Genomic DNA, 22,111 nt, shown 5'->3' on the forward strand with positions numbered 1-22,111 from the left:
TGATGTTTTACTAAGATACAATTTAATATCTACTTATAATATCTCTATATATCCGTCTGTCCCGTTTACCCGGATCCTTTGTCCGTCTTTGATCAATTTGGTAGCATTTTCTACCCCGACAACGGCCGGTAAGCCATATTCGCGGGCTATGACTGCTCCATGCGTCATTAGTCCACCGACTTCAGTGATCAAACCTTTTATTGATACAAATAATGGTGTCCAGCTAGGGTCGGTGAATGTAGTGACCAATATATCTCCATCTTCAAGGTCAGCATTTTCCATATTTAAAATGACACGTGCTCGTCCTTCTATAATGCCGGAGGAAACAGGCAGGCCAACGATAACATCAATTGGCAGATATTCACGCTTGTATTTACCTGTAATGATTTCTCCATTAGAAGTAATAACTCGGGGCGGAGTTAGCTTTTCATTGAATTTGTGTTCTTCTTTACGTTTATTGATGAGCTGATAATCCGGTTTTTGTGTTTGTACTACTTCACGAAATTCTTCAAAAGTCAGATAGTAGACATCTTCCTTTTCACGAATGATGTTCGCTTGCACAAGTTTTTCCGCTTCTTTCAATAAAGCCTGCTTATAAACCAAAGACCGGCTAACAATGCCATACTTTGGATATTCCCGATAGCCGACGAAATTCCGGAGTAAATGGATCATTTGTTTTGTTTCCTGCACTTTTTGCTCACCGTCAGGCAAGAGGCTTAATCGCTCCAATAACTCTTGTTCTTTTTTTAATGCGGCCTGCCGTCCCTGCTCAAATTTGTGTTTGGATTCATCCTGCTCAAAGTTTTTGATATTGTTAAGGATCATAGGGATTAACTTTGTGGGTTTTTCGCTCCAACGCGTTTTGGTAATGTCGATTTCACCTGCACAGCGCATCCCATATTTATTAAGATAAATATTAATGGCATCATGCACTTCTTGTCCACCTTGAAACTTTAGTAGTTCATCCAAAAAGTTATCGTCTTTTGTATGTTGCAAATACTCAATTACTTCCGGGTAAGGGCGAATCACATCGGCTACGTCCAGTAAATCCAATCCCATTTCTGAGGTAATGTTATTGGGAGCAGATTGAGAAAGCGCGTCGGCCACATTTTTTTCTCCAAGCCATTCTTTCATGTTTTCGTTGATCCATGTAGTTGCATCTACAGCAGCTATAATTGCAGCCATATTTTGCCCGGCAAATAGACTTCTTCTTGACTGCCCGTCTTCCAGGATAAAATCAAATAGATCTGTCCCTGTTTTGGTTTGGATATTTTGCTTTAGCTCTTCCATTGCGGTTTCGCTGTGTTTGATCAGTTCGGCAGCCACAGTGGGGGAGTTTTCGATCTGAGCCATAATATCTGCGAAAGATTTTCCTTTGCTACTTTTAACAGGTATAGATTCTTTTTTATCACTCGTCGTTGTTATAAAATCCTCCCGCTCCGTTAACGACACGAGCGCATCCTTTATCAACGGATCATGTTCGCCCATCACGTCTATTATAGTTTTTCTGCTGACCGGGGAGACTAGCATTGGCCCAACATCAACAAACAATCTGCCTCCTGCTTTAAACATGGGTCGGGCTGCGGTTAACTGCCATAAAGATAATCCCAGTGGCTTCATAGCATCGGTCATCATTTGCTGATGGCCGACAGATATATAAACATGGTTTTCATTATCATGAGCCTCTGGTATAGGGTATAGGGTAGTAATAGGTCGGCTTTGGACAATATAAAATATACCATCGGCCAGGCACCATTCAATATCTTGCGGTGAGCTAAAATGAGATTCGATCTGTCTGCCAATTTGTGTCAGTTGTAAAATTTGTTCGTCAGTAAGTGTTTGGACTATTTGCTGATCAGGAGCGAGCTGCTTTGTTTCTGTTCCGCCTTCCTTTAAACCATGTATGGCCAGTTTTTTAGTTGCTATTATTTTATCGACGATTTCACCATTACGTACTTTATAATTATCTGCGCTTACTACACCCGATACCAAAGCCTCGCCAAGACCAAAACCAGCATCAATGGATGACACTTTTCTATTAGAGGTAACCGGATCAGCCGTAAATAAAATCCCCGAAGCCTGTGGGAAAATCATCTTTTGAATGATGACAGATAAAGAAACCTGGTGATGGTCAAATTCGTTTTGCATCCGGTAGATTACCGCACGATCTGTAAACAGAGAAGCCCAGCATTTGCTGATGTGCTTCAAGATATCATCTTTTCCGATAACATTAAGATAGGTATCCTGTTGCCCGGCAAAAGATGCTGTTGGCAAGTCCTCAGCTGTAGCACTCGATCGTACTGCAAAAGCATCTTGTTCACCAAGTTTTGAGAGGTGATCAGTTATTTCCTCTATTACATCCCTGGAAACTGATGTCCCTTCTATTAACGTCCGAATTTTTGCACTGATCTCGCTGATTCCTTTCCGGTCATCTGCTTTGAAAACCGATAATTGATCGAGGAGGAAGTTAAACTCTTCGTTACCCTCAATAATTTCCTTGTATACTTTCGTTGTAATGCAAAAACCATCAGGTACCTGAATACCCTCAATTCTGCATAATTCCCCGAGATTGGCGCCTTTTCCTCCGACCAATGCCAGTTTTGTTTCATCAATTTCCTGAAAACCAAGTGTGCTGGTACTCATATTTTATTCAATTATTAGTCTTTGAGTCTATTGATTGTCACATCCATTATTTCAATTGCTTTTGAAAAGTAGGCTTCAAGAGTTTTGAGTTCCTTTTCCGGAAATGAAGCAATCAGTTTTTCCGAATTGTTCCGGAATTCTTTGTAAAGCGGCTCTAACAATGCCATTATCTTTTCAGAGTCCGGTACGATGAAAACCTTCCGCCTATCATCCTTAGCAAACTGTCTTTTGACCAATTTTTTCTTTTCAAAGCGGTCTATTAAACCTGTGACTGCACCTGTCGTCAAGCCAGTTAAATTTGCCAGTTCACCTGCTGTCATTTGCCCTCTTTGCAATAAAAATCCCAGGTATTTATGATCTGTTCCTGAAAATCCTGCTTTTCGGGCAACAGTTTCATGCATCTGGATGGAAGTGTATGCGTAATGCTGACTCAGTCTCCTTATTTGGGTTATCAACTCACTATTCATAATCTTATTAAATAAGTATCTTAGTTGCAAAGATAAATTCAAGCTGCAATACATCCAAATAATTTGTAATTTGATTAAAATAATAAAATCTAAAAGGAGGATTATAAACAAAGAGCCCGCCTTCGTTTAAACGAAGGTGGGCGAAGCTTACCTTCGCAAGCAATTGACGGATTTCATCCGCCGTAGCCCGCTTCGGTGACCGAAGGCGGAGAGAGAGGGATTCGAACCCCCGGTACCTGTTACAGTACACCTGATTTCGAATCAGGCACATTGAACCGCTCTGACATCTCTCCGTTTAAATGGGCTTCAAAAATAAATAAAATCTTGCTGAGTTATAGCCAGAGTTTTTACTTAGAGCCTCGGTTTTTTTGCTCTCTTTTAGAAGTTCGGTACAATAAATGATAATATAGTCCATTTACTGTGCTGAATTATCCATTTTATTTAGCATTTATTTCACGAAAATTGTATAACCAGTTATTAAACTATTGGAATAATGTGTAATAATTCCTGCACAATTCTGCATAGATATTGAGTAATTTTAAATTAGTTTTTCGCAATTAAAACCATTTATAGACCCAAAATGCGTTTAGCTGTAATTTGTGTAGCGATTTTTTTTATTGGTGCGATCATTAGTCTTAACGCTTGTCACAACACATCTGAAAGCTCTGTTGCTGCCGAAGAAATACCTGATGTGGTGAGCTATAACTTTAACATCAGACCCATCTTATCCGATAAATGCTTTAAATGCCACGGCCCCGATGCGAATAAACGCCAGGCTAATTTAAGGCTTGATATCCAGGAAAGTGCTTATGCTGCGTTAAAGGACGAGCCCGATAAACATGCTCTTGTACCAGGGGACCCTGATGCTTCAGAGCTGTATCGCAGGATCACTACCACGGATTCGAGCGAAATGATGCCCTCGCAGAAATCAAACCTAAAGCCTTTGACTCCATACGAAGTAAAGCTGATCAAAAAGTGGATAAAACAAGGCGCCAAATATGAAAAGCACTGGGCATTTGTTCCTCCAAAATTGCCACAGGTTCCTGAAGTAGAAGATAAATCGTGGCCTAAAAATACCATCGACTATTTTGTATTACACAAACAGGAGCAAAAAGGCTTTAAACCCAATCCTGAAGCAGATAAAGAGAGACTATTAAAACGCCTAAGCTTTGATCTGAATGGCTTACCGCCTGATGTAGCTTTAATGGATCGCTTCCTGGCCGATAATAGTCCGAATGCTTATGAAAAAATGGTAGACGAGCTAATGGCTCGTCCGCAATATGGTGAGAAGATGGCGCTGCATTGGCTGGATATTGCCCGGTATGCTGATTCGCACGGTTACCAGGATGACAACTACCGTACGCAATGGCCATGGCGCGACTGGGTGATACATGCTTATAATGAGAATCTTTCTTACAAAGATTTTATTACCTGGCAACTAGCGGGCGATCTGATCCCGAATCATACCAAAGAGCAATTATTGGCCACAGGTTTTAATCGTAATCATAAGATCACCGAAGAAGGTGGCGTTATTGATGAAGAATACCGTGTAAATTATGTAACTGACCGTACAAATACATTTGGTAAAGCTTTAATGGGTGTAACGCTGGAATGTGCCCATTGTCACGACCATAAGTTTGATCCTTTTTCACAAAAGGAATACTACCAAATGTTTTCATTCTTCAATAGCGTAAAGGAACCTGGTTTGCAATCGACAGTTGGCGGTCCTGAAACTTATGCCAAGCGGCCGATGATGCAGATCAGCAATGAGGATGCAAAAGGCATATTGAAATTTGTAAATAAGATGGATACCGGCAAACTCATTGTGTCAGTAATGGGGGATAGTGAAGCTTACAGAAAGACCTACATATTAAAACGCGGAAACTACGATACACATGGCGACGAGGTATTTCCGGGTACACCGAAAGCCATTCTGCCATTTAACAGCGCTTATCCTAAGAACAGGCTTGGTCTGGCCGACTGGGTTTTTGATGATAAAAATCCATTAACCGCAAGAGTTTATGTTAACCAGTTATGGGAGGAATTCTTTGGCAGGGGTATAGTAAAAACTCTGGGCGATTTTGGTATGCAGGGCGAGCTGCCTTCTAATCCTGAATTGCTCGACTGGTTGGCAGTCGATTTCAAAACACATGGATGGGATATGAAGCGAATGGTAAAACAGATCGTTATGTCGGCCACTTACAGGCAGTCGGCAGTGGTTGCTCCTGATAAACTGAAAAATGATCCGGATAATATTTTACTTTCCCGGGGGCCTCGAAACCGACTCCCTGCTGAGTTTATCAGGGATATGGTTTTAGCGAGCAGTGGTTTGTTGAACAAAACAATAGGAGGGCCGAGCGTCAACCCATACCAACCGCCGGGTTTGTGGGAAAGTACTACATCCGGCCGGGGACAATTGGCAAGTTACCGTCAGGTACATGGACCGAATTTATATCGTCGGGGTATGTACACACTGATAAAGCGCACCTCGCCACCTGTTGAGATGGCCATTTTTGATGCCAGCAATCGCGATCAGTGTGAAGTACAGCGATTGCGTACAAATACTCCGCTGCAAGCGCTTGAAATGATGAATGATCCGACCATGCTGGAATCGGCAAGGGTATTGGCGCAGAAGATGTTGCAGGGTAATAGTCAGCCGAAGGATAAAATTTATACAGCATTCAGGAGGATCCTTTGTCGTAAACCAACTGATAAGGAGATGAGCATTTTGACGTCCTATTATCAGGATCAGTTGAAATCGATGAATAAAAAAGATGCAGAGAAATTGTTAGCGGTGGGGGAATACCCTATACCGGCCAATATGGATAAAATTAACCTGGCTGCGATGATGAAAGTGATCGATACGATATATAACTTAGAGGAAGCCATTACTAAAACCTGATTATGGAAAAAGAATTTTTGGAGCATGGTCTCAGTATCAACAGGCGCAAGTTTCTGTCGAGGCTGAGTTTGGGGCTAGGCAGTGTGGCGTTGGGGTCATTATTGATTCCTGATCTGTTATCCGGTCTCAATAGTGATAATGGGGCTGATTTTATTCCCGGCATACCGAATTTTGCACCGAAGGCCAAACGGGTGATCTATCTTTTTCAGGATGGTGCGCCTTCGCAACTGGAATCTTTCGACTATAAGCCGAAGCTGCGCGAAATGTTTGGTCAGGAACTACCGCCTTCAGTTCGTGGCGGACAGATATTGACAGGGATGACAGCTTTGCAGAAATCCTTTCCTCTGGCTGGTTCCTATTATGATTTCAAACAATATGGAAAATCTGGTGCTTGGGTAAGTGACCTATTCCCGCATATTGGTAGTATTGCCGACGATATCTGTATCGTCAAAACAATTTATACAGAAGCTATTAACCACGATCCGGCGCTTACGTTCTTTCAGACAGGCGCGCAGCAGGGCAACAGACCGAGCATGGGATCGTGGGTGAGCTATGGCTTGGGCAGTGAGAATAAGAATCTACCTGCATTTACTGTACTTTTATCAAAAGGTAAGGGCAATGGTCAGGGAGTATATTCTAAGCTTTGGAGCAATGGCTTCCTTGATTCCATACACCAGGGCGTATTGTTCAGCAGCAGCGAAAACCCGGTACTTTATCTGAATGACCCGGAAGGCCTAAACAGACACGAGCGTCGAAAGATGCTGGACAAGTTATCTGAGCTAAATGAACTTTCCTACAAAGAATTCCAGGACCCGGAGATCACCACCAAAATAAAGCAATATGAAATGGCGTACCGGATGCAGACGGCTGTACCGGAGATCATGGATGTTTCTAAAGAGTCAGACGATATTGTAAAACTTTATGGCCCCGAATGTTTGGTGCCTGGTACTTATGCTGCTAATTGTTTGCTGGCAAGAAAACTTTCTGAGAATGGTGTGCGGTTTGTGCAGTTGTATCACCAGGGATGGGATCAGCACTCCAATCTTCCAATGGAAATGGCGGGACAGGCGAAAGACGTTGACCAGGCATCGGCAGCATTGGTAACTGATCTGAAGCAACGTGGTTTACTAGATGAAACACTGGTAATCTGGGGTGGCGAATTTGGCCGTACCAATTACAGCCAGGGTAAGCTGGAGAAGAAAAATTATGGCCGCGACCATCATCCACGCTGCTTTAGTATTTGGATGGCTGGCGGAGGTATTACGCCGGGCATAGTTTATGGTGAGACCGATGATTTTGGCTACAACATTGTTAAGAATCCGGTACATGTGCATGATTTTCATGCGACAGTGTTGAACCAATTGGGCATCGATCATACCAAATTGACCTATAAGAGCTTAGGCAGAAGATACAGGCTCACCGATGTAGCCGGAAATGTGGTAAGAGATATTATTTCCTAAAAATTTAGAGATCATGGAAAGAAGAAGTTTTATAAAGACATCAGCAATTGTTTCGGCAAGCTTTTTTATTGCAAAGGATCTGTTGGCAAAGGATAACGGCCCTATTTACGGTCATGGCAATATGCGTTACCGTATGGATAACAAATGGAGTAAAGCCGACCCGAATATTAACCCTGTGAACGATTGCCACGAAATGGTTCAGGATAAAAAGGGCAGGATATTGTTGCTCACCAATGAGACTAAGAATAACGTGCTGATCTATAATAAATCAGGCAAGCTGCTGGATACCTGGGGGCATGAATTTCCCGGCGCACATGGTCTGACATTAGTTAATGAGAATGGCACAGAGTTTCTATTCATCACTGACACGGTAAAGCATCAGGTATATAAAACCACCATTGATGGAAAAATATTAATGACTATTGATGTGCCATTGGAAACAGGAGTTTACAAAAAACCAGAAGACTTTATCCCGACCGAAACTACTGTGGATAAGAATGGAGACTTTTTTATTGCTGATGGCTATGGTTCACAATATGTTATTCATTATGATAAAGACGGGAAGATCAAAAACTACTTCGGTGGTCGTGGTGATGGCGATGAGCATCTGGATAATGCACATGGCATTTTAATGGATCGTCGTAATGGAACTCCAACATTATTGGTTACCGACCGTACCCGCAATTGCTTTAAGCGATTCAGTATGGATGGTAAATTGCTGGAAGTGATCAAATTGCCGGGAGCTTGCGTTTGCAGGCCTGTAATAAAGGGTGATCATTTGTATGCAGCAGTATTGCGTTCACCAGATTTGGGCAAAGAGAATTCTGGGTTTACAACTATCCTTGATAAGAACAATAAGGTAGTATCCAATTTAGGAGGCACCGAACCGGTTTATAAAGATGGTGTGTTGCAGCCAATGGCTCAGGCCGAGAAGATATTCCTTAACCCGCATGATGTTTGCGTGGATGACGACGAGAACCTTTACGTTGCGCAGTGGGCATCAGGTAAAGTGTATCCGTATAAATTTACTCGTGTTTAATTATTTGCTACCCGCTAGATGATAAAAAACAGTTACAAGGGTATTGCAGGTAATTTGTTATTTGCGCTGAATATTTTCATAATCGTTTTGGTGCTTGCCGGGGGTAACCTGGTGATACCTGTATGGCTGCAGCCTGTAGGCCGTCTTCACCCGATGATCCTCCATTTTCCCATTGTTCTGCTAATCCTGGCGATGCTGATGGAATTTTTTCGTTTCAGATCAGCATTTGCAAACGAAAAGCTGTATGATGAATTCACGACTGTTTTGTTGCTCTCAGGGGCTTTATTGGCAGCGGTAACGGCTATTATGGGCCTTTTCCTCGCCCGGGAGCCCGGATATGATAGCAACAGCGTGCAATGGCACAAATGGTTTGGTGTATGTATCGTATTGATATCAAGTGCTATTTACTGGTTGCGAAATGCGTCATGGTATAAGCCACTTGTAGCACAGTCTGGAGCTGTTGCTACGGTTTGTTTCCTGATGATCGCAGGACATTATGGCGCGAATATTACTCATGGCGATAACTTTGTATTGGGGCCGGTAATGAAAAGCTCACGTCCGCAAGTCCCCATCGATCAGGCATTGGTTTATCGTGACGTGGTTCAACCGATATTTGAGACTAAATGTATTGCGTGTCACAACCCTGATAAGTTGAAGGGCGGACTAATGCTCATCGATGAAAAATCAGTTTTAAAAGGAGGGAAGTCAGGGAAGTTGTTTGTACCTGGTCAACCGCAGGTAAGTTTGTTATTGCAGCGAATTCATTTACCTGAGGAAGAAAAGAAACATATGCCTCCATCTGGCAAACCACAACTGACCGCTGCAGAAATGAATGTACTTTATCAATGGATAAAAGAAAACGCTGACTTCAAAAAGAAGGTCGTTGATCTGCCAGCAACTGACTCATTACGTATGGCAGCTGCGATATTTCTGAAACCTGCTGAAGCATCAGAAGAGCAGTACGATTTTGCAGCAGCAGATGAAAAAGAGGTCAAAAAACTCAATAATAATTATCGCGTTATTTACGAATTAGCAAATGGTTCACCGGCTTTGGCTGTGAATATTTACAATAAATCTACCTACAACACTAAAGTACTTGATGAACTAAACGGGATCAAAAAACAGGTAGTGTCAATCGACTTGAACAAGATGCCGGTGAAAGATGGCGACCTTAAAACAATCGCCAAATTTGAAAATCTCCGCATATTAAATCTTAATTTCTCAGACATTACAGGGAATACTTTAAAAGACCTGTCATCGCTAAAATATCTGCGTTCGCTGTCGCTGGCCGGAACTAAATTGACCGTCCAAACCTTGGATCAACTCAAGTCATTAAAAAGCTTAAAAGAGCTGGTACTTTGGAATACTGGTTTAACCGCACAAGAATTGCAGACATTTCAAAATTCAAATAAGAAGATCGCGCTTATAGAGGGTTTTAAGGATGATGGCAAGCCAATGAAGCTGATCCCACCGCAGGTGAAAAATACAGCATTTGTTTTTAGTAAACCTGTTCAATTGGTAGTTACAAACCCGATTAAAGGAGTCGACATACGCTATACTACTGATGGAAAAGATCCGGATAGCATCAAATCAGCCTTATATAAGCCAGGTATTATGATCAGCGATAACACCATCATCAAGGCTAAAGCTTATAAAACAGGTTGGTATGGCAGTGATGTGGTCAGTTATACTTTTTATAAAAATACGTTTAAGCCTGATAGTATCTCCCTGATTAAACCGGTTAACGAACGTTACCAGGCTGACGGCGCCAGCACATTAACCGATGGCGAATTGGGTGGCATGAACTTCGGAAACAATAAATGGTTAGGTACACAAACTGACATGGAATTGATGCTCTACTTCAAGAATCCGGTAAAGCCACATACACTGACCTTAAATTGTCTGAAGATGATTGGCAGCCAGATATTTTTACCAACGGAGGTAGAAGTTTGGGGTGGTACCGATATGCAACATTTAAAAGCTATTGGTACTTTAACAACCGGGCCTCAAAAGAAAGGCGATCCGGATATTTTACAACCTTTAGTATGCAAACTCCATGAGAGCGAACCCATCACCTGTATAAAATTCGTAGCGAAGCCTATTTATAAATTACCAGAATGGCATCCCGCAAAAGGAAAACCATCCTGGGTATTCGTTGATGAGGTGTTTGTTAATTAGTACCGTAAACTTAAAACTTTTGTCATTTCGATGAGCCAGGGAGGAGTAGTGAATTGGGCCGAAGAGAAATCTTCTACGTGCTGCAATGTCTGAGAGCCGCTTGTATAGGATTTCTCCTCACGGCACTGCTCTTGTCCCATGCTGTTCGTCGAAATGACACGGAGTTTTTGGAGTGGTTGAGAAACTTTGGTTACTTAGTTGCGGCAGCCAATTGATCCAACTCACCCATCTTATCAAATAACGCTCTGAAAGCATTGCTTTGAGAGTTTTGTTTAGCTTGAGCTGCATCCTTATTATAATACTCTTTCAGAAACTGTACTGATGGCGACCATATAGTTTCAGCAATACCATAAAAACGACCACGCATTGGGGTAACGGATAAACTGCGTGAGCGATAAAGATCTTCTACCTGGCTCACTGCTACCTCCGGACGGTTCCAGGCACAGGTTACTACACGAAGACCTTTTAATGCAAAGTAAACGGCAGTTTGGTTATCGCGGTCATATTGCCAATCGCAGATTACCACGTCTCGTGGTATCATATCGATAGCGCGGTAGGTATCATTATAGCTTGCAGCCCACATTCCAATGCCGGTAGCGCGACCGTCGATCAATCTATCGCCCCATATCCATAATTCTTTTCCTTTTTCTGCCAGATGATCGCGGATCAGTTGTACTTCATTGGCAAAGATCACCGCTTTATCACGGCCACCACAACGCGGGCATTTATCATCAGCCAGATAAAATACTTCATCCATGCCAGCATGAAAGGCGTTTGCTTCGAATACTTCCATTGCTTCATCTACCAGGTCGAACACTATTTTATGTACACCCGGATGAAGCGGACAGTAGCTTTTGCAATATAGGTTATCGGCATTTGGCCATTTATACTCTGCAGCAGTAGCGGGCATTTTTACCCAAGGGGTTTCATCAAATTCGGGATACTTTTCCAGCAGCTTGTTCAGCTTATGCGCCCATGACTGATGTCCCAGAAGGTTGATCTGCGGTATGATAGCAATATTGTTCTTCTTGCACGCCTCTACAATCTTTTTCACATCGCCTTTAGTCAATGCTGCGGAATCTCGAAGCTCGGGGTGACTTTTATAACTATAGTTAAAATCTACCCGAAGGATCAGCGTGTTTATTTTGCGTGGTGCCAATTCTTCATTAATGAATTTAACAAAGTCATCTAGTCCGCTTGGTTTAGGAGCAGCAATGGCAAACCCTCTGACAACATAGTTGCTGTCTGGCTGAGTTTGCTGTGCAAATAATTTGGTGCTCAATAAGCAGATAAAGAGCAGAAGCAGGTAGCTATATTTTTTCATTGGTTTATAATTAGATGGTTATGGTTTAGAATTACGCTGTACAAGTTAATTAAACTTATAGCGATTGAAAAGTAATATTTGTGTGGGAAAAGGAAGTTACGGTCTTGACGTCGCAGGAGCCACTGCTGAAAGGAGATAGATATAAAAAAGCCGGAAATCATGATTCCCGGCTCAGTGTTTCAATATTCAAACTTTAATTTACCTTGGATTCGGCTGTAAAATGCTTACACGGTTGCCTTCAGTGTCCTCGATGGATATCCAGAGCCCTACGCCCGGTATCATCATCGGCTCCATGCTTGGGGCACCGTTTTCGTCCATAGCGCCAAGTATCTTGCCGCCGGTAGCTTTCACAGCCTCCATTGACTGGTGTATATCCTGCACGGCAATTACAACAGACGGCGCATGTGAAAGCGGATTGTCTGTTTTTTCATAAAAACCTCCGTTTATGGTGCCCGGAGTTTTTACCATGCCGTTCTCGTCCATCTCCGTGGTATGGGCAAGGACATAATTACCCATCTCGGGACCCATTTGCTGGAGTTGCCAGTCAAAAGCCCCCTGATAAAATTTCTTCATTCGCTCGCGGTCGAAATAGCCCATTTCAAAATGGACAACTGGATTCATGCTCATAATAGATAGTTTTGTGATTAATAATTACAATAAAGTTAGACAGCTTTTGATGACCTGTCAAGGAAATTTGTTCGACTTTGTGGATAGTGTGAGAAGTTACCCTAATTGAAGTCAACCAATAAATCTTCATAAAATACTTTGAAATATAGGATGACTTATATAACCTTGAATTACAAAGTAATTTCTTTTGTAAAAGGGTGTCGCGGATGCCAACTATGGTCAAAATGTGGAGCCTGCAGAATTGATTTAGTTAAATAAAGTTTTGCTAATGAAAAAGATAACTATAGCCATATTAATTCAGATCCTGTTCATCAGCACAATTGCTTTTGCACAGAAGGATTACCCAAATAAAGTTGATGGATATTTTCTGATCAACAATTTTCCTTTTCAAAGCGGCGAAACCACATTGCCGCAATTAAAAATCCATTATATCACTTTTGGTAAACCTTTAAAAGATCAAAATGGCACTGTAACCAATGCTGTGCTGATTATGCATGGTACAGGGAGCAACAGTCGCGGTTTTTTAAATAGCCAATTTGCAGGAGTTCTTTTTGGTAAGGGGCAGCTTTTGGATGCCAATAAATATTACATCATTTTACCCGATGGTGTGGGGCATGGCAAATCGAGCAAACCGAGTGATGGTTTGCACATGAAATTCCCTAAATATACTTATGACGATATGGTGCTTATTTATTACCGTCTGTTAACCGAACACCTGGGTGTTAATCATTTACGCTTAACCACAGGCACTTCAATGGGGGGCATGCATACCTGGATGTTTGGCTACCAATACCCGGGCTTTTCAGACGCCTTGCTGCCATTGGCCAGTTTACCTGTTTCTTTGGCGGGTCGTAACCGGATGATGCGCAAAATGGCCATTAATTTAATTGAAGCCGACCCTGAATGGAAAGGCGGCGAATATACCACTTCTCCTGTTCAGGGGTTGATGGGGGCGGGGTCTTCCTTGTTTTTTATGGGAAGTAGCCCGCTGCAACTACAGAAAAAGGCCCCTACACGGCAGCAAGCCGATGACCTGGTTGCCGCAATGCAAAAAGGCTATGCTAAAATGGATGCCAATGACCTGATCTATCAATTGGAGGCATCACGAAATTATGATCCATCGCCATATCTTGATAAGATAAAAGCTCCGCTCTTCGCGATTAACTCTGCAGATGACCAGATCAATCCTCCTGAGTTAGGGATAATGGAACAGGAAATTAAAAAGGTACCAAAAGGCCGGTATATTTTACTGCCGATAACCGATAAAACACAAGGACATGGCACTAATTCCCTTCCCGCTATCTGGGGCAATTATTTAAAGGAATTGCTTGCTGCGAGCCAATCCGGCACACATTATAAAATAAACCCTGTCAATTATAACCCCTTTACAATGTCCAGCGATTTTTGAACATGGTCGGCGGGTGAAATATGATCGGTTTGTGATGAAAATACTGCTATGATTTTGCCGTCCTTACCGATGACAAAAGTAGTTCGCGGGATGAAACCGTGTGTCAGATCCTGGCCGCGTACGTCTTTAATTCCGGATCTTGCAGCTCCCATAGTCAAGCCGTATGTCGCTGCAATTTTGCCGTCGGGGTCTGATGCCACAGCGAACTTGCCTGCACAGTAATTAGGATCGGAAGAGAATGCATTCAGCCGCTGAATATCGTCTGCAGATACACCGATAATGGTAGCTCCTGCCGCGGTAAATTTATCCTTAGATTCGGCAAAGGCATGTGCTTCTGCATCACAGCCGCCTGTATAGGCAGAAGGGTAGAAGTACACAACAACGGGTCCTTTGTCAAGTGCTTTTTTCAATGAAAAATCAAATTCACTGCCGGCCTGGCTGGCCTTGGCGTTAAATACCGGCGCTGCATCTCCTTTTGCCAACATCTTTGATTGGGCAAAGCCAGACTGGCTTACAAGAAGTGAAAGGCTGAAAATTAAAAGCGATAAGCAATAATATTTCTTGATCATGGCGGATGGTGTTATTTGATTAATGATGTTGTTATCAAATTTACGATAGTCTGCAGAGAATTAGCTATATGTTATAAAAATTTTACGGTGGCTATCAGTTGGGCAACTGTTGAATATTCGTGTAGAGAATGGTGTATTTATTGTTTCTATAAAACAAAAATACCCCGCATATGCGAGGCATTAGTTTTTTCGGCGGAGAGAGAGGGATTCGAACCCCCGGACCTTTAACAGTCAACGGTTTTCAAGACCGCCGCAATCGACCACTCTGCCATCTCTCCGGGGGCAAAAGTACAAAACCGGGGTGAATTGGCAAATTTGATGTTAAGTTTTTTTAAATAAATTGATAAGCAATTGATTGTTAAATTGTTAATGGTTGATTTTCTCTGTTTTAGTGGTGCGAAAAGTGTTGAACTTGGGTTTAACGATCTTAATACTTCGCTTGCAAAGCTCTATACTGGCGTTAAGTTCGAAACCAATTAAGATGATAAGCGAGTTTAGATACAGCCATATCATCATCACGATAAGTGTGCCGATGGATCCATATATTTTGTTATAAGAGGAGAAATTATTGATATAAAAAGTAAATCCTAATGAGGTCAGAACTGCCAGGCTGGTAGCTAGAACTGAACCCGGACTGAGAAATTTCCACTTTTGTTTATGTGCCGGACCGTAGCGGTATAAAATAGATACTGTCACAAAAAATATGGAGATCACTATGATCCATTTTAACAACGCAATTGCGATAAACCAGCCGTGGGCCTTACTATAAAAATGGTGCTGCAGGAATATCAGTATCTTATGCCCGGCTATCATGATGCCTACTGCAATAAACATGGAGAAGCAAATCATCATAGTAAGCACCAGCGCCACCCAACGCCTGTGAACATAGCTCCTGGTTTCTTTTACCAATGATGATTTATTAAAAGCCTGCATCAGCCTGCTAACACCATTAGTGGCAAAAAACATGGTGGTCAGGAAACCAAAGGAAGAAAGGCCACCGCTTTTCTTTTTGATTATTTCAGTAATAGCATCCTGGAAAGCCAGGTATGCATTTCGCGGCATTATGTCAGCCATTATGTGAACCAGGTTATCCTGGAAATGCCTGATAGGGATGTAAGGGATCAGCGTGAACACAAAAATAGTAGCAGGAAACAAGGCCAGCATAAAGTTGTAAGCCAGCGATGATGCCTGGTTGGCTAATTTTCCCTGCTTTATTTCACTGAAAAAGAAAACGGCTACGGTGTAAAAAGATATGGGTTTGAATCCAGGAAAGGCTATATACTTGGTACATTCAATCAAGTACCTGTAGAAGACAAACCGTCGTAAAAAGCGGTGCAACCATTCCATCTAAGCCAAATCTACTGAAAAAATGGCTTCAACTTATCACGAAAATCTTGTGGCGCCATGCATGGGCGATTGGTTTTCATGTTCACAAACACCAGCGATGTTTCTCCGATATTGATCAGTTCGCCACCCGGATTGTACAGCTCGTACCTGAAATGGATCTTAACCCCCGGCATTTTATTCATGATCACTTTTATGCTGATCTCTTCATCATACAGGGCAGGCTTCAGGTATTTGCAGTTCATTTCTAACACCGGCATCATAACACCGGAAGCTTCCATTCCGCTGTAAGTCATGCCGAGGCTGCGCAGCATTTCAACGCGGCCCACTTCATAAAATTCGGCATAATTACCATAGTACATGTAGCCCATCTGGTCGGTTTCGCCGTACCTTACCCGAACTTTGGTAGTATATTCAAACATTACTTTTTGATGTTGCGTTCGTTAAGGGCCTGCTGGAATTTATGGGCATTAACCAAATGATCGGCTACGTTGGTAGCAAAAGCATGATAGCCTGAAAAGTCGGCTTTGGCGCACATATAAATGTAGTCGGTCTTTTTGTAATCGAGCACAGAATTTAAGGCATTTACCGAAGGCATCATAATAGGACCCGGAGGCAAACCAGTGTGCAGATAGGTATTGTAAGGCGAGTCGAATGACAGATATTTATTCAATACACGTTTTATAGTAAAGTCTTGCTTTGCGAAGATCACAGTTGGGTCCGATTCCAGCTTCATGCCTTTTTTCAGGCGGTTCAGATACAGTCCTGCAATTGTAGGCATTTCATCATCATGCAATGCTTCCGCATCAGTTATCGAAGCTAAAATTGACACCTGGATAGGAGACAATCCCAATGCATCAGCTTTTTGCTTGCGCTCAGATGTCCAGAACTTTTCATAATTGGCATACATCCGCTTGAAAAACTTTTCAGGTGTATTGTTCCAATATAATTGGTAAGTATTCGGGATAAACATGGCATACACATTATCCGGTGTAAAGCCATATTGTTTTAAGAATTCAGTTGAATCCAGCAGACGGATGATCGAGGTTGAATCTGGTTCGATTTTCTTAGATACAAAACCTGCAAATTCTTCTTTCAACCTCAGATTATGAAAATTAAGAGTAACCGGCTCCTGCGTACCGGATGCCAGCATATTGATCAGTCTGCGGTTGCTCATACCACTTACCAAATGATATCGTCCCGGTTTGACGCGGGTAGTATATTTCATATTCTGAGCAGCCCAGTTAAAGCTGGTTGTGTCTTTAACTATTCCTTCATCTTTAATGGTTTTATATACATCCTGGTAGGTGGCTCCGGTGTGGATGTAAAGGTATTCCTGTTTGTCGGTCACGTTGGCACCGAAATACTTTAAGTAATAAAATAAACCTGTGCCTCCCAGTGCGAGAATAATAATGACAACAAATGCTATGATATACTTTTTGACAGAACTTGATTTCTTTTGCTCTTCCATTTTATAATGGTAAATTATTGGGGTTAATTTTTTGCCAGGCGATCAAACCGCCGGTCAAATTTCTGATATTTTTGTAACCTTTCAACTCTAAAATTGATTGGGCCGTAGCGCTGCGCAAACCAACCTTGCAGATAACGATGATCTCGTCGTCTTTATTCCATTCCAGGTCGTGCAGATTTTCCAGAAGATCAGGCAGGGGGATATTTTTTCCGCCGATGTTAAAGGTGTAGTATTCCATCTCACTGCGCACATCAAGCAGGTTCAGATGCTCGCCATTTTGCAGGCGTGCAAACACTTCCTTGGCATCGATATCTCTCATTGTGTTTTTTTGCCCTGCGTAACTGTTACGTTGATGCGTGTGCCATTAGGTACTTTTGTTACAGAGTCAGTTTTAGCAGGCATTTGCGATACTATAATGAGATTGGTTGAGTCGGTAATAGTACCTTGATAGGTAATTGTACCGAGTACGACACCACTTTGTTTTAATACAAACCTAGCTGCATCCAGATCCTGGTTAATCAGGTCTGGTATTTCTACTTCGCTTGCGCCCGAGCCATCGCCTAATACCAAATCCACTTTTGAGCCCTTAGGAATTTTGGTTCCCGCCTGTATAGTCTGGCCTGCAAATTTAACCTGAAGCACGTGGTTGCGGGCAATGTCTGGTGCATAGGTTGTATCACCAATCTTTAGGCCATAGTTGGAAAGTGTTGCTTCGGCAGATATATAAGGTGCATCTATAATATCAGGTAAAGCCACATTTGGCGCTTGATTTTTTACGATTTTCAGGTAGATCATACGGCCATCTTTCACATTTGTGCCTGCATCAGGGTCCTGTTCAATTACAGTGCCCGGTGCCTGATCTAAAACATATACCGAATCGATGCTGACACCAAAGCCTTGATCTTTCAAAGTGCTGAGTGCCTTATCTATCGGCATATTCATAACCTTTGGAACAAGTATACCAGAGCCATGTCGTGTATAATAGTCAAGACTGTAAAAAGCTATTAAGACAATAACGATAGAGACAAGAATGGCTGAGATAATGGTATTGCGGAATGATTTGGTTTTTAAGTAAGCTGTAAATTTGCTCATTTGAATTTATCAGGATATTCAATGCGTATTCAACTATCAAACATAGATTATTATTTCGACTTTTGCTTCGATTTATATTTATAGACGTTAATATAATTGCATTATTGTCAAAAACTACCCAAGCATTCTTTTACGCAATTCATTTATTTCTTTTATAGCTGCTAAAAACTCTTCATGATCGTCACACTCATACCAGGCCGGTCTTGATTTGATCACCTTTGCAGGAGTTCCGCCAATTAAAACATCGCTCTCAGTAACTGATTTATTAACCAGCGAATTAGCACTTATGGTTACATTATTCGGAATATTGGTATTACCCGATATGATAACGCCTGTAGATATATATAAATTATCGCCCAGTTTTTTAGGTTCTGAGCCTGCTATGCAGGTTGATGTATGCAGAACGCAATTGGCGCCCACTCTGGCGTTGCCATTTACTACGATTGTACCATAATGTGGTATATATAAACCGGGCCCGAAAACATGGGGTGCAATAGAAAACCCCAATTTTACACTTAGCCTGTTAAATTTATTTTTAGCAAAAATGCGTGCAATTTTGTTGAGTATTCCCGGTTTGCCATTCAAATATTCAACTTTACGCAATGCAATCATAAAGTCTTCGATATAGTCCGGTGTGAAGAATGATTTTATTTTTCTTTTTAAAGTTATGGGGGGTCTTCTGGCTATTAACCTGTCGGCTTCAAGACAAAATTTATATTCTTTATTAGTCACTTGGGGCGTTTTAGTTTTAAGATAGTGAGATCACCTAATTGTACGGATACAGGTTTTTATCGTTTCAAAAATAATATTTAACTGACGATAATTTCTTCTAAAAAATAAAAACAGATTGTTTGAAGCTTCATCAAAAGTCTATCTTTGATGAATATGTCACGTAAAAATATAGCTCTCCTGGCCGGCGGATTCACCGGGGAATACGAAGTATCTGTAAACAGCGCAAAAAACATCGCAGCCAATCTTGATGCAGAAAAATATAACGTATACACCATATTTATAAACCGAGATAGCTGGTTTTATGCTTCAGATAAGGGCAATATCACCGTTGATAAAAATGATTTCACCATTACGGTAGATAGTCAGAAAATAAAGTTTGATTTCGCTTTCATCACCATACATGGCACACCAGGCGAGGATGGTAAAGTACAGGGCTACCTGGATATGCTGGGCATACCTTATAATACCTGTGATGCAACTACTTCAGCCATCACGATGAATAAGGCTTACACCAAAGCTATTGTAAATGGCATTCATGGTTTAAACATTGCCCGCTCGGTGCAAATTTTTAAGAGCGGTATACATGATGTATCAGCGGTAGCTGCCAAACTGAAATTCCCGCTTTTTGTAAAGCCAAACAACGGCGGCAGCAGTGTAGGCATGAGCAAAGTGCAGAATGCTGCCGGATTGCATGATGCTTTCGAAAGAGCATTTACCGAGGACGACCAGATATTGGTTGAGGAGTTTATAAAGGGCCGTGAGTTTAGCGTCGGTATCGCACGCCTGCATGGTAAGATAAAAGTGCTGCCAGCAACGGAAATTATCAGCTCAAAGGAATTCTTTGATTACGAGGCCAAATACACTCCAGGCGTAAGCCGCGAAATTACGCCTGCAAACCTAACGCTAGAGCAAAATGAAAAGATTGCAGAAATAGTAACCGAAGTATACTTGCGATTGAACTGTAAAGGAATGGTACGCGTTGATTTCATTTTACTGGAAGGAACTGAAGAGTTTTATTTCATCGAGATCAATACCACGCCAGGGCAATCTGCTAACAGTCTGATCCCACAGCAGGTGAGGGCAGCAGGTATGAATCTGGGGGAGTTTTATGGTGAGTTGATCGACGGAGTAATTGCCCATTAATTTCTTGTAACTTTTTTGTGTAAAACGGGGACTATTGCTTTGCGGTTTACAGTAACTATTATCTTAGTTAAATAATAGCCAGAAGCAGTGCTTTGGATTTATGATAAGGTTACGTCACATTTTACCCGTACTTTTTGCCTTATTGGTTAGCTGTAAAAAGCCATATAATCCACATATCGTGGCGGCGCCGGACAGTTACCTTGTTGTTGAGGGGGTAATCAATCCAGGTAGCGACACTACAATTATTAAATTGAGCAGGACGGTTAATGTTGATAGTAAAAAAACATCAAACCCCGAATTATCGGCAATCATAAATATAGAAGATAGTCAGGGCAATACCTGGCAATTAAATAGTGACGGTACTGGCAGGTATCTTTCCGCAGGTGTTCTTAATCTGCCGTTGTCATCAAAGTACCGCCTGGATATTGCCACAACTGATGGTGAAAAGTATCAGTCGGACTTTATAGATGTAAAGCCCACGCCACCGATTGATAGTATAGGATACAATATCCGCAATGGAAATTTGCAGATTTACGTTAATGCGCACGATGCGGGCAACAGTACGCGCTGTTATAGGTGGGAATATAATGAAACATGGCAGTTTAATACTAAGTATAGCTCATCGCTTGTTGCAGATACGGTTACAAATAAATTAACAGGACGCAGGCCCGATCAACAGGTGTTCAATTGTTTTGGCAACGACAGGTCGACGAATATTCTCTTAGGGTCAACTGCTGGTTTGAGCAGTGATGTGGTCTATCAAAATATATTGACTAGCGCGGCCCTGTCGTCTGAGAAGCTGGAAACCAAATACAGCATTATCGTGCGGCAATATGCTTTGACGGCCGATGCTTTTCAATTTTATACTTTATTAAAAAAAAATACGGAGGATTTAGGAACTATATTCGGCGAGTTGCCTTCTGAACTCGTCGGAAATGTCCATTGTATTAGTAACCCGGCTAAAATTGCGCTCGGTTACATTACCGCTACTAACGTGCAAAGCAAAAGGATATTTATTCCAAACAGCACTTTACCGCCAACACCAACTGTTTACCCCTATGATTGCCTGATTGACTCGACACGTGACGGCAGCATTTTTTTTGGTTCAGCTTCTGACATTACACCAATAGCATTTGATAGCGACAAAGGCGTTTATATATACAGCTCTGCCGGCTGTACCGATTGCACAATCAGGGGAACAACTCAAATCCCCTCATTCTGGAAGTGAGTGAATTTGCAAATGTGCAGATGTGCGAATATGCAGATGCTTAGCTTGATCTTAGAATCTACACATCAAATTAAATAATGCTCAATAATATCCTGAGGAATTTTGGCTGACCGGCCGCTTTGCATGTCGATCATGGTATAATAAAACCAGCCATCGCAGCAAACTTTACCGGTTGCTTTATTAGTGATGGTGAATTTTACGCGACAGCCTTTATCGTCTATACTATCGATACCAGTTTTTACAATGAAATAGTCCCCCATAGTTAAGGCACGTTTATAATCCACATGAGCAGTGCGCACTACCCAGCCAAAACCACGCTCCATAAACTTTTCCATAGCCATGCCGTAGCAGCGTTCCATCTGATCGTAACGCGCAGCCAGCACATAGTCGAAATATTTACTGTTATGCACATGCTGAAACATGTCGATATCATCGGGGCGAACACGGAATTCGGTTTCGAAGGTGGAGTATTGTTGGGTCATTC

19 protein-coding genes and 2 tRNA genes are annotated in these 22,111 nt (G+C 41.9%); 7 read left to right on the forward strand and 14 right to left on the reverse strand.

The annotated features are described in order from the left end of the window. Positions 1–33 precede the first annotated feature (33 nt). From ppsA to VIM89_RS20325, 3 genes are all read right to left on the reverse strand, one after another. Entirely contained in the window at positions 34–2,643 is a 2,610-nt protein-coding gene (ppsA, locus tag VIM89_RS20315; RefSeq protein WP_488158019.1) for a phosphoenolpyruvate synthase, read from the reverse strand. Positions 2,644–2,657: 14 nt separating this feature from the next. Next, positions 2,658–3,044 (reverse strand): MarR family winged helix-turn-helix transcriptional regulator, encoded by a 387-nt coding sequence (locus VIM89_RS20320; protein ID WP_488158020.1) that lies wholly within the window; start codon positions 3,042–3,044, stop codon positions 2,658–2,660. A gap of 272 nt (positions 3,045–3,316) precedes the next feature. After that, positions 3,317–3,403, reverse strand: a tRNA-Ser gene (locus VIM89_RS20325). 287 nt (positions 3,404–3,690) lie between these two features. On the opposite strand from VIM89_RS20325, the gene VIM89_RS20330 reads away from it, so the two are divergent. From VIM89_RS20330 to VIM89_RS20345, 4 genes are read left to right on the forward strand one after another with little or no spacing between them, the layout of a single operon-like run. Next, positions 3,691–6,012: a PSD1 and planctomycete cytochrome C domain-containing protein gene (locus tag VIM89_RS20330; RefSeq protein ID WP_488158021.1), complete on the forward strand. Its 2,322-nt coding sequence runs from the start codon at positions 3,691–3,693 to the stop codon at positions 6,010–6,012. A gap of 2 nt (positions 6,013–6,014) precedes the next feature. Next, positions 6,015–7,472: a DUF1501 domain-containing protein gene (locus VIM89_RS20335; RefSeq protein ID WP_488158022.1), complete on the forward strand. Its 1,458-nt coding sequence runs from the start codon at positions 6,015–6,017 to the stop codon at positions 7,470–7,472. Between the two features lie 13 nt (positions 7,473–7,485). Next, positions 7,486–8,511: an NHL repeat-containing protein gene (locus VIM89_RS20340; protein ID WP_488158023.1), complete on the forward strand. Its 1,026-nt coding sequence runs from the start codon at positions 7,486–7,488 to the stop codon at positions 8,509–8,511. Positions 8,512–8,529: 18 nt separating this feature from the next. Continuing rightward, positions 8,530–10,689 carry a c-type cytochrome domain-containing protein gene (locus tag VIM89_RS20345; protein WP_488158024.1) on the forward strand — a complete coding sequence of 720 codons (2,160 nt, stop codon included), beginning with the start codon at positions 8,530–8,532 and terminating at the stop codon, positions 10,687–10,689. 190 nt (positions 10,690–10,879) lie between these two features. Here VIM89_RS20345 and VIM89_RS20350 read toward each other — a convergent pair whose 3' ends face one another. Continuing rightward, entirely contained in the window at positions 10,880–12,013 is a 1,134-nt protein-coding gene (locus VIM89_RS20350) for a family 20 glycosylhydrolase (RefSeq protein ID WP_488158025.1), read from the reverse strand. A 198-nt stretch (positions 12,014–12,211) separates the two neighbouring features. Continuing rightward, the gene (locus tag VIM89_RS20355) at positions 12,212–12,640 is read right to left on the reverse strand and encodes a VOC family protein (RefSeq protein ID WP_488158026.1); all 429 of its coding nucleotides are present in this window, start codon (positions 12,638–12,640) and stop codon (positions 12,212–12,214) included. Between the two features lie 268 nt (positions 12,641–12,908). Between VIM89_RS20355 and VIM89_RS20360 the strand changes: the two genes are divergently transcribed. Then, positions 12,909–14,048: an alpha/beta fold hydrolase gene (locus tag VIM89_RS20360; protein WP_488158027.1), complete on the forward strand. Its 1,140-nt coding sequence runs from the start codon at positions 12,909–12,911 to the stop codon at positions 14,046–14,048. Here the strand turns inward: VIM89_RS20360 and VIM89_RS20365 are convergent. The 8 genes from VIM89_RS20365 to VIM89_RS20400 form a co-directional block, all read right to left on the reverse strand. Next, complete coding sequence (locus VIM89_RS20365; RefSeq protein ID WP_488158028.1) at positions 14,015–14,617, reverse strand: peroxiredoxin; 603 nt, start codon at positions 14,615–14,617, stop codon at positions 14,015–14,017. The two genes, VIM89_RS20360 and VIM89_RS20365, sit on opposite strands and share 34 nt — an antisense overlap. A gap of 193 nt (positions 14,618–14,810) precedes the next feature. Further along, positions 14,811–14,895, reverse strand: a tRNA-Ser gene (locus VIM89_RS20370). Between the two features lie 88 nt (positions 14,896–14,983). Continuing rightward, positions 14,984–15,964: a YihY/virulence factor BrkB family protein gene (locus VIM89_RS20375; RefSeq protein WP_488158029.1), complete on the reverse strand. Its 981-nt coding sequence runs from the start codon at positions 15,962–15,964 to the stop codon at positions 14,984–14,986. Between the two features lie 11 nt (positions 15,965–15,975). After that, positions 15,976–16,383 (reverse strand): acyl-CoA thioesterase, encoded by a 408-nt coding sequence (locus VIM89_RS20380; protein ID WP_488158030.1) that lies wholly within the window; start codon positions 16,381–16,383, stop codon positions 15,976–15,978. Then, positions 16,383–17,432, reverse strand: a complete 1,050-nt coding sequence (gene mltG, locus VIM89_RS20385) for an endolytic transglycosylase MltG (RefSeq protein WP_488158031.1) — start codon at positions 17,430–17,432, stop codon at positions 16,383–16,385. Before mltG ends, VIM89_RS20380 begins: the two co-directional genes overlap by 1 nt. Before the next feature lies 1 nt (position 17,433). Next, entirely contained in the window at positions 17,434–17,751 is a 318-nt protein-coding gene (locus VIM89_RS20390; RefSeq protein WP_488158032.1) for a rhodanese-like domain-containing protein, read from the reverse strand. After that, a complete protein-coding gene (locus tag VIM89_RS20395) occupies positions 17,748–18,524 on the reverse strand; it encodes a PASTA domain-containing protein (protein WP_488158033.1) in 777 nt (258 codons plus the stop codon). The genes VIM89_RS20390 and VIM89_RS20395 overlap by 4 nt, the downstream gene beginning before the upstream one ends. Positions 18,525–18,638: 114 nt before the next feature. After that, positions 18,639–19,256 carry a hypothetical protein gene (locus VIM89_RS20400; RefSeq protein ID WP_488158034.1) on the reverse strand — a complete coding sequence of 206 codons (618 nt, stop codon included), beginning with the start codon at positions 19,254–19,256 and terminating at the stop codon, positions 18,639–18,641. A 153-nt stretch (positions 19,257–19,409) separates the two neighbouring features. Between VIM89_RS20400 and VIM89_RS20405 the strand changes: the two genes are divergently transcribed. Both VIM89_RS20405 and VIM89_RS20410 read left to right on the forward strand, forming a co-directional pair. Beyond that, positions 19,410–20,399, forward strand: a complete 990-nt coding sequence (locus VIM89_RS20405) for a D-alanine--D-alanine ligase (RefSeq protein ID WP_488158035.1) — start codon at positions 19,410–19,412, stop codon at positions 20,397–20,399. A gap of 100 nt (positions 20,400–20,499) precedes the next feature. Further along, a complete protein-coding gene (locus VIM89_RS20410; protein ID WP_488158036.1) occupies positions 20,500–21,627 on the forward strand; it encodes a DUF4249 domain-containing protein in 1,128 nt (375 codons plus the stop codon). 65 nt (positions 21,628–21,692) lie between these two features. On the opposite strand, the gene VIM89_RS20415 is transcribed toward VIM89_RS20410, so the two are convergent. Next, positions 21,693–22,109, reverse strand: coding sequence for an acyl-CoA thioesterase (locus VIM89_RS20415; RefSeq protein WP_488158037.1), 417 nt, complete (start codon positions 22,107–22,109; stop codon positions 21,693–21,695). Positions 22,110–22,111 lie beyond the last annotated feature (2 nt).

This window comes from Mucilaginibacter sp. (genome assembly GCF_036568825.1).
GTDB lineage: Bacteria > Bacteroidota > Bacteroidia > Sphingobacteriales > Sphingobacteriaceae > Mucilaginibacter.